This is a genomic window from Amorphus sp. 3PC139-8 (genome assembly GCF_040750475.1).
Classification (GTDB): Bacteria; Pseudomonadota; Alphaproteobacteria; order Rhizobiales; family Amorphaceae; genus Amorphus.
The window spans coordinates 144,747-157,101 of sequence record NZ_JABJVY010000004.1 but is presented as its reverse complement, the minus strand read 5'-3'; the positions used below and the strand labels follow the sequence as shown (position 1 = coordinate 157,101).

10 protein-coding genes are annotated in these 12,355 nt (G+C 66.3%); 2 read left to right on the top strand and 8 right to left on the bottom strand.

Features of this window, described 5'->3' with window-relative positions:
* The first annotated feature begins 44 nt into the window (after nucleotides 1–44).
* Nucleotides 45–788: a TSUP family transporter gene (locus HNS03_RS06095; protein ID WP_367193805.1), complete on the top strand. Its 744-nt coding sequence runs from the start codon at nucleotides 45–47 to the stop codon at nucleotides 786–788.
* On the opposite strand, the gene HNS03_RS06090 is transcribed toward HNS03_RS06095, so the two are convergent.
* Together HNS03_RS06090 and hppD are read right to left on the bottom strand one after the other, a co-directional pair.
* Entirely contained in the window at nucleotides 785–2,263 is a 1,479-nt protein-coding gene (locus HNS03_RS06090) for a gamma-glutamyltransferase (protein WP_367193804.1), read from the bottom strand. The genes HNS03_RS06095 and HNS03_RS06090 overlap by 4 nt on opposite strands.
* A 99-nt stretch (nucleotides 2,264–2,362) precedes the next feature.
* Nucleotides 2,363–3,475, bottom strand: coding sequence for a 4-hydroxyphenylpyruvate dioxygenase (gene hppD / locus HNS03_RS06085; RefSeq protein WP_367193803.1), 1,113 nt, complete (start codon nucleotides 3,473–3,475; stop codon nucleotides 2,363–2,365).
* A 147-nt stretch (nucleotides 3,476–3,622) separates the two neighbouring features.
* Between hppD and HNS03_RS06080 the strand changes: the two genes are divergently transcribed.
* Nucleotides 3,623–4,090, top strand: a complete 468-nt coding sequence (locus HNS03_RS06080) for an Lrp/AsnC family transcriptional regulator (protein ID WP_367193802.1) — start codon at nucleotides 3,623–3,625, stop codon at nucleotides 4,088–4,090.
* Nucleotides 4,091–4,095: 5 nt separating this feature from the next.
* Here HNS03_RS06080 and HNS03_RS06075 read toward each other — a convergent pair whose 3' ends face one another.
* The 6 genes from HNS03_RS06075 to HNS03_RS06050 all read right to left on the bottom strand — a co-directional run bounded on the left by HNS03_RS06075 (nucleotide 4,096) and on the right by HNS03_RS06050 (nucleotide 12,322).
* A complete protein-coding gene (locus tag HNS03_RS06075; protein ID WP_367193801.1) occupies nucleotides 4,096–4,902 on the bottom strand; it encodes a DUF2189 domain-containing protein in 807 nt (268 codons plus the stop codon).
* 283 nt (nucleotides 4,903–5,185) lie between these two features.
* The gene (gene dusA, locus HNS03_RS06070) at nucleotides 5,186–6,247 is read right to left on the bottom strand and encodes a tRNA dihydrouridine(20/20a) synthase DusA (protein ID WP_367193800.1); all 1,062 of its coding nucleotides are present in this window, start codon (nucleotides 6,245–6,247) and stop codon (nucleotides 5,186–5,188) included.
* A 200-nt stretch (nucleotides 6,248–6,447) separates the two neighbouring features.
* Nucleotides 6,448–7,170 carry a DNA helicase gene (locus tag HNS03_RS06065; protein WP_367193799.1) on the bottom strand — a complete coding sequence of 241 codons (723 nt, stop codon included), beginning with the start codon at nucleotides 7,168–7,170 and terminating at the stop codon, nucleotides 6,448–6,450.
* A gap of 237 nt (nucleotides 7,171–7,407) precedes the next feature.
* Nucleotides 7,408–8,544 carry an alanine racemase gene (locus tag HNS03_RS06060; protein WP_367193798.1) on the bottom strand — a complete coding sequence of 379 codons (1,137 nt, stop codon included), beginning with the start codon at nucleotides 8,542–8,544 and terminating at the stop codon, nucleotides 7,408–7,410.
* Nucleotides 8,541–10,223, bottom strand: coding sequence for a hydantoinase B/oxoprolinase family protein (locus tag HNS03_RS06055; protein WP_367193797.1), 1,683 nt, complete (start codon nucleotides 10,221–10,223; stop codon nucleotides 8,541–8,543). Before HNS03_RS06055 ends, HNS03_RS06060 begins: the two co-directional genes overlap by 4 nt.
* Nucleotides 10,220–12,322: a hydantoinase/oxoprolinase family protein gene (locus tag HNS03_RS06050; protein WP_367193796.1), complete on the bottom strand. Its 2,103-nt coding sequence runs from the start codon at nucleotides 12,320–12,322 to the stop codon at nucleotides 10,220–10,222. Before HNS03_RS06050 ends, HNS03_RS06055 begins: the two co-directional genes overlap by 4 nt.
* Nucleotides 12,323–12,355 lie beyond the last annotated feature (33 nt).

Sequence of the window (12,355 nt, the reverse complement as noted above, 5' to 3'; positions counted from 1 at the left end):
GTAGTGTCCCGCTCACACCCGCCGCTTCAACCGGATTCCTCGCAATGTCCTGGCAAGTCTTTGTGGCCGGATGCGCCATCGCCGCATTCGCAGCCGCGATCAGACGAATGACCGGCTTCGGCTTTGCGATGGTGATGGTCTCCCTCCTGACGTTGATGATCGGTCCGACCCGCTCGGTGCTGGTGGCGCTGTTCCTGCAGCTTGTTCTCTCCGCGCGTAACGTCAATCTGATCGTGAACGAGACCCGTTGGCATTTCCTGCCGTGGATGCTCGGTGCCGGTTTCCTGGCGATTCCCGTCGGCTTGGCTATCGTGTCGGCGGTGGACGAGCCGACGCTCAGGATCCTGGTCGGCGTCGCGGTCTTGTCGGCGCTGGTGCCGTTGGTCGGCGAGCCGAGGCCGCTCGAGCCGAGCTGGCAGGGCGGCGCGGTCAGCGGCTTCTGCGCCGGGATCTTGAACATCCTGGCCGCCATGCCCGGCCCGCCGCTGCTGCTCTATCTGATGCGGCTGAAGGACGTGAGCCTGGAAGCGCGCCGCGCGACGCTGATCACTGTGTTCACGCTTTTGACGGTCGCGGCGCTCACCGGGCATCTGGTGGCCGGCGGGGTCGATCGGGCCTCGCTGCTTCTGGCTGTCGGTTTAAGTCCGGCCGCGGTGATCGGCGACATCGTCGGCCGCCGATCGCCCTGGTCGATGAACCGGCGCATCATCGACATTCTTTCGATCGCGATCGTGATCCTCGCGGCTGCGATTCTGGTCCTGTCCGGCGCCTTTGCCTATGTCGCTTAAGCCACGCCGCACCAGGTCTCGCGGCGCCAGTCGGCGCCGGCAAGCGGAGCCCCGTCGTTGATGCCCGCCACCACCAGTCCGCCGAACGTGCTGTCGCCATCGTCGAGCACTTTCAGGCTGTGGCCGCGCCTGCGGAGGGCGGCGATTTCCGGATGGCTGCGTTCGATCAGGAGATCGCGATTTTCGCTGCGCCAGCGCGGCGCGGCGATTGCCGACGCCACGTCGCGCCCGTCCCGGTAGATCTTGGAGATCACCTGCAGCAGCGTCTGCACTTGGCCGTCGGCGCCGGGGGTCGCCAGCGCAAGCACGCTGTCCTTCGCCGTCACCATGGAGGGCGCAAGCGTGTGGACCGGACGCTTGGAAGGGGCGGGATCGTTTGGCGCGGCCCCGAACCCGGCGGCACGATCGTTCAGCACGAAGCCCCCCTTCGGCACGAACACGCACGAGCCGAAATCGTCGAACACGCTGATCAGCGAGGAGACCACCATGCCGTCAGCGTCGGAGGTCGCCACCCCGGCGGTGTGGAGATAGGCGCGCGGGCCACCACGGCGCTGGGCGCGCTCCAGATTGATCCGAAGCTTTTGGTCGAGAAGCGCCTTCCCTTCCCCAACGCGTGCCCGGTAGCTGAAGGCCGCCTCGGTCAGCTCGACGCCGGCATGATCCGCCTGATCGTCGGCCAAGGCACCGGCCTGCTCCAGCCCGTTCAGCGCCATGTTGAGAAGGATGCCCTGGGTCATCGGGGGCTGTGTCGCCACGTCCACGCCGGCAAAGCGGGTCACGTTCGGCTCGGCAAGGACGGTTTCATGGGCGGCGAGATCCTCAGCCGCCAGACGGCCGCCAAGCGCACCGACGGCTGAGGCGATCGCATCGGCGATTTCGCCTTGGTAGAAGGCCACTCGGCCGGTGTCGCCGATCGCGCTCAGGAGATCCGCAAGGGCCGGCTGCACGAACCGGCCGCCCCGACCAAGTCCCATCAACGCCCAATCGCCGGCACCACCCTCAAGCAGGCGCGTATGCTGCTCGTTTCGGGCGGTCTCCAGCCTGTTCGGAATCCGAAAGCCGGCACGGGCGATCTCGATTGCAGGCTGCAGACAATGGCCAAGGCTGAGACTGCCGAAGCGCTCACTGGCCTCGCACCAGGCACAGACGATGCCGGGAACGGTGATGGCGTTGGCGCCCTCTGGACGCTCCCCCTGATAGCCGGCGGGGGCGAGCCCCGTGCCGTTGATCGCGGTGATTCGTGCGTCGGGGCCTCTCACCAGCGCCAGCATGTCGCCGCCCAACCCGCAGGCTTCCGGGGCGACCACGCACAGCACGGCCTGGGCGGCAATGGCCGCGTCCACCGCGTTGCCGCCGGCGACCAGCATTTCCTGGCCGGCGGCGACGGCCAGCGGATGAGCCGCTGAAACTGCACCGCGCCGGCCTTCCAGCACCGGCCGCGCCTCCGACGAGAATGGATCGCGGATCTCCGGCATCGGTCCTCTCCAATGGTCGTTCGCTTGAACCTGGTATTCGCTCAGATGTAGCGCGCGACCGGAGGCGGAGAAACCGGTTTCTGCCGGAACGGGAAAGGCCTATTCCGCCGCCGAGGCGGAAAGTTCGCCGGTGCGGATCTGCTCTTCCTCGATCGATTCGAACAGGGCACGAAAGTTGCCTTCGCCGAAGCCGTTGTCGCCCTTGCGCTGAATGAACTCGAAGAAGATCGGCCCGATCACGGTCTTGGAGAAGATCTGCAGCAGGATCTTGGTCTCGCCGCCGCCCACGACGCCTTCGCCGTCGATCAGGATGCCATGTTTCTTCATCCGCTCGATCGGCTCGTCGTGGCCTTGTACGCGGTCATGGGACATCTCGTAGTAAGCATCCGGCGGGCCCGGCATGAACTGGAGACCGTTGTCGGCGAGCTTGTCGGTGGCGTCGTAGATCGCCTCGGTCCCGATCGCGATGTGCTGGATGCCTTCGCCGCGATATTTCTTCAGGTAGCTCTCGATCTGGCTCTTGTCGTCGGTGGATTCGTTGAGCGGAATACGGATCTTGCCGCACGGCGACGTGATCGCCCGGCTGACCAGACCTGTGAGCTTGCCCTCGATGTCGAAGAAATGGATCTGGGTGAAGCCGAACAGCTCGCGGTAGAAGTCCCACCACTTGTCCATGTTGCCGCGATAGACGTTGTGGGTCAGGTGGTCGAGGAAATAGAAGCCGACGCCTTCCGGCTTCGGATCGCGCTCGGCCAGCCACTCGAATTCCGCCGCATAGGGCGAGCCCTTGTCGCCATAGGTGTCCACGAAATAAAGCAGCGAGCCGCCGATTCCCACGATCGCGGGCGCGTCCAGGCTCTTGTCGTCTCCCTCGTAGGGCGTGGCGCCCTGAGCGACGGCGTGTGCCAAGGCGTGCTTGGCATCGACGACGCGCCAGGCCATCGACGGCGCGCAGGGGCCGTGCTGGTCGACGAAACGGCGGCCGAAGCTCTCCGGCTCGGCATTGAGGAGATAGTTCACGTCGCCCTGGCGCCAGACCGTGATCGCCTTTGTCCTGTGCTTGGCCACCGGCGCGAAGCCCATCTTGGCAAATAGGTCTTCCAGCTTCTCCGGTTCGTCGCTGGAGAATTCCACGAACTCGAAGCCGTCGGTGCCGGCCGGGTTCTCGGCGGAAATGGTGGCGGGCGGTGCATCGTGCGGGAACGGACCCATGGCTTCTCCTCCTGAGCTCACGCGGCCGGGAAGGGGCGACCGCGACCGTCAATCGAGCAAGTATCGCGCATTTGGGCCGCAACGGGCTTGCAGATTGCCGCGCGTAAGGGCTCACTATGCGTGGAGTGTGCGGAATCTTACCTTTGAATGCGGGAGTCGTGCATGGATGGCTACGATCGCAAGATCCTGCTGGCACTGCAGGAGGATGGCAGGCTGACCAATGCGGAGCTGTCGGAGCGGATAAACCTGTCGGCCTCCCAATGTTCGCGCCGGCGGGCGCGGCTGGAGGCGGACGGCGTGATTCGACGCTACGGCGCCCGGCTGGACCGCGATGGGCTGGGGTTTGGGCTCGCGACCTTCATTTCCGTAACGCTCGCAACCCACAACCGGGACAATGCACAGCGTTTCGACCGGCTGGTGAACGGCTGTCCGGAAGTGTTGGAGGCACACGCCCTGACCGGCGAGATGGACTATCTCTTAAAAGTGGTCGTGAAGGACCTGAGGGCGCTGTCGGCCTTCGTCAACGACACGCTGCTGCCCCACGATTCGGTCTTGCACGTGAAGACCTCGATCGTGCTGGAAACGCTGAAAGAGACCAGCGCCTTGCCGCTATAGGCCGCTCACCAGACGATGGTGCGGCGATAAAGGTGCCAGGTGGCGAAGCCGACGACCGGCAGCGCGACCAGAAGCCCGATCAGGAAGGCCGCCAGGCCCGCGGCGATCACCGCGGTGACGAGAATGGCGTAGACCAGGAAGGCGACCGGACTGCGCGCGACCGCCGCGATGCTGGTGGTGACGGCGTTCCACGCGTCCACGTCCCGGTCCAAGAGCATGGGGGCGGCGATCACCGACAGGCAGAAGGTGAGGATCGCGAAAACGGCCCCGACCGCGATTCCGATCGCGGCATAGCGGGCGCCTTGCCAGGTGGTGAAGACGGCCTCGACCAGGCCGGCAATCGTCCAGACCGGGTGGCCATAGATCTGATCGTGGATGAAATCGGCGGTTGCGAGCCAGGTCACGGCAATGACCGCCAAGGCACAGCCGAATACCGCGATTTGGGCGCCGCCATGACGCAGGCCCGCCAGATAGATCGCGCGGGGGAGGATGGGTTCGTCGTCCTCGTGGCGCCGGCTGATCTCGTAAAGCCCAAGCGCGATCCCGGGGCCGATCAGGAGAAAGGCGCTGAGCGCGGGCACCACCAGATAGACCCGGTTATGGCTGTTCAAATACCAGATGAGGAGGGCGCCCACGACGGCGTAGACGGCACCGAACAGCATCCCGAACAGGGGCGTTTCGCGCCAGTCCGCCATGCCTTCGGCGAAGGAATCGTAGACATCGGCCAACGTGATGCGGCGGACTTCCGGTCGTCCGGTCCCGACCATGAGGGTCCGTGGCGGGGCAAGGCGATGAACGTTCCCTTCGAACATCTTGGCGTGTTTCCTCAATCGTTTTCTTTGTTGCGGTTGCCCGGTCTCCCCCCAGACGCGTCGGTTCGCCACACTGCGACGGAAGGCTACAGGCGAATTGAACGCTTGAATTTGTTTAAGATCAACGTCCGGTTTCGCGACCGGTGCGGCGGGGTGCGTGTCGCGGCCGGATCGTGACGGAGCGAACGGCGCGCCTGCGGCAAGGGCCTCCCGACAGCAGGGGACGCCTTTCGCCGTTCGAAACCGCGTTCCGGAGGGGGAGGCGGACGACGTCAGGCCGCCGTCAGGCCGCCGTCAGCGTGCCGGCGCGTGCGCCGTCGTCCGCGGCGCGAACCAGGGCTATTGCCTCTGCCAGCACCTCGGCGCCGGCGTTCGGCGCCCGTGCAGCTTCGGTCAGATGGCGTCGGAACGCCCTGGCGCCGGGCCGGCCATGGACGAGGCCGAGCATATGGCGGGTGAGCGCGGAGGGGCGATGGCCGGCCGCAACCAGCGTGTCCAGATAGGCAAGCAGACCCTCGGCGACGGCAAGCGGATCGGGATCCGGTCCGGCTTCGCCGTAGATCAGTCGGTCGACGGCGGCAAGCAGGCCGGGCGTCTGATAGGCGGCGCGGCCCAGCATGACGCCGTCCACATGGGCCAAGTGGTCGCGCGCGGCGGCCAGGGTGTCGATGCCGCCGTTGATGCCGACGAACAGAGAGCCGAGCCGTGCCTTCAGCCGATAGACCCGATCGTAGTCAAGCGGGGGCACCGTTCGGTTTTCCTTTGGCGACAGGCCTTTGAGCCAGGCCTTCCGGGCGTGGACCCAGAGCGCGTCCGTGCCGGCGGCGACAACGGCGTCGGCGAGCCGGTCGAGCGCGATTTCCGGATCCTGATCGTCGATGCCGATGCGGCATTTGACGGTGACGGGCAGGGCGACGGCCGCCTTCATCGCCGCCACCGAGCGGGCGACGAGGTCCGGATCGGCCATCAGGCAGGCGCCGAAAAAGCCACCCTGAACCCGGTCGGACGGGCAGCCGACGTTGAGATTGATCTCATCGTAGCCGGTGTCGGCCCCGATCCGCGCGGCTTCGGCCAGAAGTGCGGGATCGCTGCCACCAAGCTGCAGCGCGACCGGATGCTCCTCTTGAGAAAAGCCCAACAGCCGCTCCCGGTCGCCATAAACGACCGCGTTGGCAGTGACCATTTCGGTGTAGAGCAGCGCTCGCCGCGACAGCCGCCGATGAAACACGCGGCAGTGCCGGTCGGTCCAATCCATCAAAGGTGCCACAGCAAAACGGTGCGCACAGTCGGAAGGGGATGTGTCTGATCGTTCTGACGCCTCCGGCCTTTCACCACTTGCGGACATAAACGGTCTTCTTTCCTTCCAAGCGTGGCTGCCGATTGCGGATCGCCCAGCGGCGTCGCGCAACCAGCAGCCATGCTCACAGATCTGATCCGGCGTCGCCGATGGCCAAATGGAAACCAAGTCTATCAAGCGCGAATTGTCAAAGTGCCGATGGTCCAGCCTCTGGCGCGTGCGCCGATTCGGGCGTCCTCGAACGCGCTCTATTGTCGGTCGGCAGCGCTTTGAAATGCGACGTTGCCATCGTGCAGGAAGCAGGTCTTGGAGAATGCCGCCGGATCGAAGGCGTCGGACCGGCTGATGTCTCGCAAGGCCGGAAGCGGGTTCCTGGCGGGATCATAGGAGCGCTGGATCTGGGAGAGGAAAACCAGGATGACCCCCCGCTTCTGCGCAAAGCTCTGCAGAGCGGCGATTTGCGTCATGAGGTCGGGCTTGGTCTTCTCCTGATCCAGAAGCTGCAAATAGTCGATCAGCGCGAGGGTGCCGGGCGCGGCATCGGACATCGAGCGGATGATGAAGTCGGCCCCGATCGCGTCGGAGGTGACGATCGACAGCGGGGGACCGAGGTCCGCCGGCGTTGCGCGGATCGCCTGGAATTGGCCGATGGCCTCGGCCCGGGTGTGGAACAGGGTGAAGTAGATGGCGCGCCTGCCTTCGTGCGCGGCGTCGAGCAGAAGCTGCAGCCCCATCGCGGTCTTTCCATGTCCCGGACGGGCGCCCAGAAGCAACAGATCGCCATTTCCCAGACGAGAAAGCAGGACCTTGGACGGCGAGGTTCGCGCATAGGCCGCGGCGAGCAGGCCCCACGTAGCGAAGCCTTCCTCCCGCGCGACGTGGTCCAGGGCCTTGCCCAGCGCGATCCTTTCGCTGCGGGCATGAAGCTTGGCCCGGTGCTTCAGGCGATAGATGGGAGCGGACAATCTCATTCAACGAACCTCCGTTGCGAGCGAAAACCGCAATCCCTCCTTATGCGACGGCTCGTACAGACGGTTCGGTGATCTGAAGGCCCTGTATGTCGGATACTTCCCCAGTGCGGAGGGAGGAGGCGCGGGCCAAGCCTGTTCAAGAACGATATCTCGAGAGCGCTTCCAGGCCAAGTGGAAACCGGTTGGCCTGGACAGGGCTGCGGGGACAAGAGGCGCGCCGGGCGGGGGGGAAGTGCCTCAAGCCCCGCGGGCGTCGATCGGCCAGATCTCCTTCAGGCGGTCGCCCTCGAAGACGTGTAGATGGTCGTAGAGATTGATCGTCGGGTCGCAATGGGGAACGACGAGCTCGATCAGGCTTCCGAGCGCGAGCATGGTGCCTTCGGGCAGCGTGATGCGGCCGTGCTCGTCGCTGGTGGCGGCATAGGTCGTGCCCTCGGGTGCCCCGCGCACGATTTGGGGCGGCACGCCATATTTCGAGGCAAGCCGTTTCTCGCCGGCATCGGCGGTCGCCAGACCCGGATGGTTGGCGCTGGTCACCGAGGTGGCGACGAACAGGCTCGGCGCGAACATCGGCGCGCCGCTGCCATCGGGGTCGACGGCAGCATATTCGGTATCCATGAGGGCGTAGGATCCGCACTGCAGCTCGGTGTAGATCCCGCCGGCGAGTTCCAGGACCAGGGCGCCGGTGCTGCCGCCGGTCACCCGTTGCGGCCGATGGTCCAGGGTGTTTTCCAGCGCCTCCAAAACGGCCGAGATCCGGGATGTTGCCTCGGCAGCGCCTGCCTTGCGTTCGGCAAAGTCGCGGGCGTGGGAGAGATGGCCGGCATAGGCCTGGAGGCCGTCCAGCTTCACGCCCTCGAGCGCCAGGATGCGGCGGGCCAGGGTAACGGCGTCCTCAGGTCCGGCGACGCCGGCGCGCTGGCGGCCCATGTCGAGATCGACGAGGAGGGGGACCGCCACACCACGATGCCGTGCCTGGAACGCGATCGCATCGGCCACATGCGGATGATCGACCACGCAGGACAGGCGGACGCCGCCGGCGGCGACGTCCGCGACCCGGGTGATCGCCTGCGAACTCGCGAAGGTCGAGGTCAGCAGAATGTCGCGGACGCCGGCATCGGCGAAGACCTCCGCTTCGCCCGGCGTGGCCACACAGACCCCGGCGGCTCCGGCCGCGATCTGACGCTTTGCGAGCGCGGACGATTTGTGCGCCTTGCCATGCGGTCGCAGCGCCACGCCGGCCTCATCGCAAAGATACTGCATCTTGGCGATGTTGGCATCGAGTTGGGCGCGGTCGATCAGGAGCGACGGCGTGAGAAGTCGCCGCCGCGCATCGTCTTCGCCGATCAGATGGGCATTGGCGCTGGGCTTCACGCCTCGATGGCCTCCCGCTCCACATAGCCATAGACCTTGCGGGCATGTTCAAGGCTCATCTTGCCTTCGGCGATGTCCCGGGCAATGGCCGCCCGGTCCCGCTTCTCCGGGGCGCCATAGCCGCCGGCCGCGGCCATCTCCGCGTTCAGGACGTCGCCCTTGCCGAGGGTCCGGATGAACTTGGAGGGAAGCGCCTCCTCGCGCTCTGTGCCGGGATTGAGGGTGAGCTTGCCGCCGGCCCCCGGACCGCCTCCGAACAGCCCCCAGGGCTGTGAGGTGTAGCGATCGGAGCGCACCTGGACCCGGACGTTGTCGGTCAGGAAGCGATAGTCGCGCACGATGCCGAGAGCGCCGCGGAATTCGCCGGATCCGCCGGTGTCCGGCAGGAACTCGTAGCGCTCCACCCGGATCGGGTTTTCGCTTTCGATCAGCTCGATCGGCACGTTGGCGAGGTTGCCGATGCAGTAGGGGCCGGCATCCTGGCCGTCCCGGTCGGGCCCGCCGCCGAGGCCGGTGTTGTTGTGGAACTCCAGGTGCAGGAACGAACGCCCCGTCTCCGTCCGGCCCGAAGCCGCCAGCGCGAACTCCGATCCGCCGGCGCAGGCGGGCATGCGATCCGGCACCAGCTTGGCGAGCGCGCCCAGCACGATGGAGCGCAGGCGGAAGCCGATCTGGCCGCGCGATCCGACGGCTGCGGGAAACTGCACGGAAATGAAGGTGCCCTTCGGCGCCGTCACCGTGATCGGCCGGTAGAGGCCGGCATTGTTCGGGATCTCGGCGGCCAGCACGGTGCGCAGCGCCGCATAGGTGCAGGAGACCGCGAATTCCCAATTGCAGTGGACCGCGCCACCGGTGTCGTCCTGGGTGCCGGTGAAGTCGCAGACGATCTCGTCGCCCTTCTTGGTGAGCTTCAGGTGCAGGTGGATCGGCCCGTGGCCGGCACCGTCGTCGTCGTTCCACTCATCGAATTCGACTTCGCCGTCGGGAAGTTCGGTGATGGAGTTGCGGGTCAGCTCCTCGGCATAGTCGACGAGATCGACGAGATAGCTGCCGAAGGTGGCCGGCGTCATCTGGCGGGCGATCTTCTCCACCTCGCGGGACGCCTCGTCGAGGGCGGCGAGCTGGGCATGCAGGTCGCCCATGACGCGCTCGGGAATGCGGGTGTTGGCCTCGATGATGCGGAAGACGGCGTCGCTGTTTTGGCCGCCGTCGCGCATCTTCACGGGCGGCAGCCGCAGCCCTTCCTCGAAGATCTCCTGGCTGTCGGCGGCGTTGCCGCCGGGCACCCGGCCACCGAGATCGGTGTGGTGCAGCACCAGGACGACGAAGGCCACCCGCTTGCCGTCCACATAGACCGGCTTGAAGGTGAAGATGTCGTTGAGGTGCGAGCAGCCGGAATAGGGATCGTTGGAGGCGAGGACGTCGCCTTCGCGGATATCGTCGCCGAAATAATCGAGGCAGCCCCTGAGGGCGGGCATGACGACGCCGAGATGGACCGGAACGGCGAGCCCCTGGGCGGCAAGGTTGCCGTCGCCGTCGCAGATGGCGGCGGAGAAGTCCATCGAGTTCTTCACGTTCGCCGTGCGCGCGGTGCGCGTCACCATGACGAGCGCGTTGTCGGCGATCGTGACGAGAGCGTTCTTCAGAAGCTCGCGCCGGATTGGGCTGATGTCGCTCATTGTGCCTCTCCGGTACGCGTGAGGTGGATGTTGTTCCAGTGATCGAGGCTGGCCTGCCAGCCCGGCCGGATAACGCAGGTCGTGTCGTATTCCTCCACGATCAGCGGTCCCGCGCGCGGCGCGTCCTTAAGTTCGACCCGGGTGATCACAGGCGTGTCGCACCAGCCATGCGCCAGGCCGAAATAGGCCTTGCGGCCGGTCGCGCCGAGGCTGCGCTCGTTGCCGCGGCGGCACTGCTCGGGCATGCGGGGCGCGTCCGGGACCCCGCGACAGACGGCCTTCACCGCCACGAACTGCAGTGGCTCGCCGCGCGAGGCGTAGCCGAAGGTCTGGCCGTGCTGCGTATGGAAGGCTTCCACGAGCGCGTCGACGGCCTCTTCGCTGGCGGTGGTGCCGGGCAGCACAACGGTGAGCGGAGCGGTCTGGCCGACATATTTCATGTCGATCTCGATGCGGATGTCGTGAGCCTCAGGGGCGAAGCCCTGACCGTTTAGAAGTTCGCGCCCTTGCGCGACGAGGCCGTCGATCGCCCGCTGCAGGGCGTGTCGGTCGGTCTCGTCGAAGCGGTGATAGAAGGCGGAGACGAGCTGATGCTCGACATCGGCGAAGAGCATGCCAAGGGCGGAGTAGAGGCCGGCGACGGGCGGCATGACCACCCGGCTGACCCCGGCCTCTTCGGCCAGCGAGCAGGCGTGCACCGGTCCGTTGCCGCCGATCGCCATCATGGAGAAGTGCGAAGGGTCGCGACCCTTTTCCGACGTCACGCCGCGCAGGGCGCGCAGCATGGTGGCGTTGGCGATCAGATGGACGCCGTAGGCCGCTTCGGTCTCCTCCACCGACAACTCGCCCGAAAGCTTCGCAAACGCCGTCTTCACGGCCTCGCCGTCGAGCGAAAGCTCGCCGGAGACCAACGCCTGGGGATTGAGATAGCCGAGCATGAGGTTGGCATCGGTCACGGTCGGTTGCGTTCCGCCGCGCCCGTAGGCGACGGGGCCCGGCTCGGAGCCGGCGCTGCGCGGCCCAACGGCGATGCCGCCGGCGCTGTCGACGGCGGCCAGGCTGCCGCCACCGGCGCCGACCTCGGCGATATCGATGGTCGGCACCTGCACCGGATAGCCTGCGCCGCGCACCATGCGGGCGCCGAGTACGGGCTCGCCGCCGACCTCGGTCTCCGGCGAGATGGTGTAGGCGCCATTCTCCGTCAGGGTCGCCTTGGCCGTGGTCCCGCCCATGTCGAAAACGAGCATGTCGCCGAGACCCAGATACTGGGCAAGGCGGGCCCCGCCCAGCACACCGGCGGCCGGGCCGCTTTCGATGATGGTGATCGGCTGGTCCTTGACCAGGTTGCCGGGAGCGATACCGCCGGACGACTGCATGATCATCAGCGGGGCGATAATCCCCATGGCGTCGAGGCGCCCCTTCAGCGACTCGACATAACGCGTGACGATCGGCCGGAGATAGGCGTTCACCACCGTGGTCGAGGTGCGCTCATATTCGCCGATCTGGGGGACGAGATCGGACGAGGCCGTGACCATTACGTTCGGCATCCGCTTGCGGAAGAACGCGGCCAGACGTTGCTCGTGGTCGGCGTTGACGTGTGAGTTGATCAACGCGATGGCGACGGCTTCGACGCCGGCCGCCTCGAAAGCGGTGGCGATTTCCTCAAGCCCGGTCTCGTTCAGCTCGGTGACGACCTCGCCACCGGCGCCGATGCGCTCCTCGACCTCGAAGCGGAGATCGCGCGGGACCAGCGGGTCCGGCTTGCGGTAGGTGATGTCATAGAGGCGGGGCGTCCGAAATCGGGCGATCTCCAGCACATCGCGGAAACCGCGCGTGGTGACGAGCCCGACCTTGGCACCCTTGCGCTCGATGATGGTGTTGGTGGCCACCGTGGTGGCGTGCACGAACTCCCGGACCTGTCCCGGCTCGACGCCAAGCTCCTTAAAGAGCGCGCGCGAGCCGACTTCGATGGCTTCGGAATAGTCCTTCGGCGTGGAGAGGATCTTCTTGGAGAAGACCTGCCCGTCGTCGCCGATCATGACGATGTCGGTGAAGGTGCCTCCGATATCGACGCCGAGGCGAAAACGCTGCTTGGTCATGATGCCTTTCGTGCCATCCTTGTTGGCGTGCGA

What these genes read in the sequence shown, in the direction of transcription:
- dusA (WP_367193800.1), bottom strand. Translation starts at nt 6,247, where the DNA reads ATGTCCGCAAGTGGTGAAAGGCCGGAGGCGTCAGAACGATCAGACACA.
- HNS03_RS06095 (WP_367193805.1), top strand. Translation starts at nt 45, where the DNA reads ATGTCCTGGCAAGTCTTTGTGGCCGGATGCGCCATCGCCGCATTCGCA.
- HNS03_RS06055 (WP_367193797.1), bottom strand. Translation starts at nt 10,223, where the DNA reads ATGAGCGACATCAGCCCAATCCGGCGCGAGCTTCTGAAGAACGCTCTC.
- HNS03_RS06080 (WP_367193802.1), top strand. Translation starts at nt 3,623, where the DNA reads ATGCGGGAGTCGTGCATGGATGGCTACGATCGCAAGATCCTGCTGGCA.
- hppD (WP_367193803.1), bottom strand. Translation starts at nt 3,475, where the DNA reads ATGGGTCCGTTCCCGCACGATGCACCGCCCGCCACCATTTCCGCCGAG.
- HNS03_RS06065 (WP_367193799.1), bottom strand. Translation starts at nt 7,170, where the DNA reads ATGAGATTGTCCGCTCCCATCTATCGCCTGAAGCACCGGGCCAAGCTT.
- HNS03_RS06090 (WP_367193804.1), bottom strand. Translation starts at nt 2,263, where the DNA reads ATGCCGGAGATCCGCGATCCATTCTCGTCGGAGGCGCGGCCGGTGCTG.
- HNS03_RS06075 (WP_367193801.1), bottom strand. Translation starts at nt 4,902, where the DNA reads ATGTTCGAAGGGAACGTTCATCGCCTTGCCCCGCCACGGACCCTCATG.
- HNS03_RS06050 (WP_367193796.1), bottom strand. Translation starts at nt 12,322, where the DNA reads ATGACCAAGCAGCGTTTTCGCCTCGGCGTCGATATCGGAGGCACCTTC.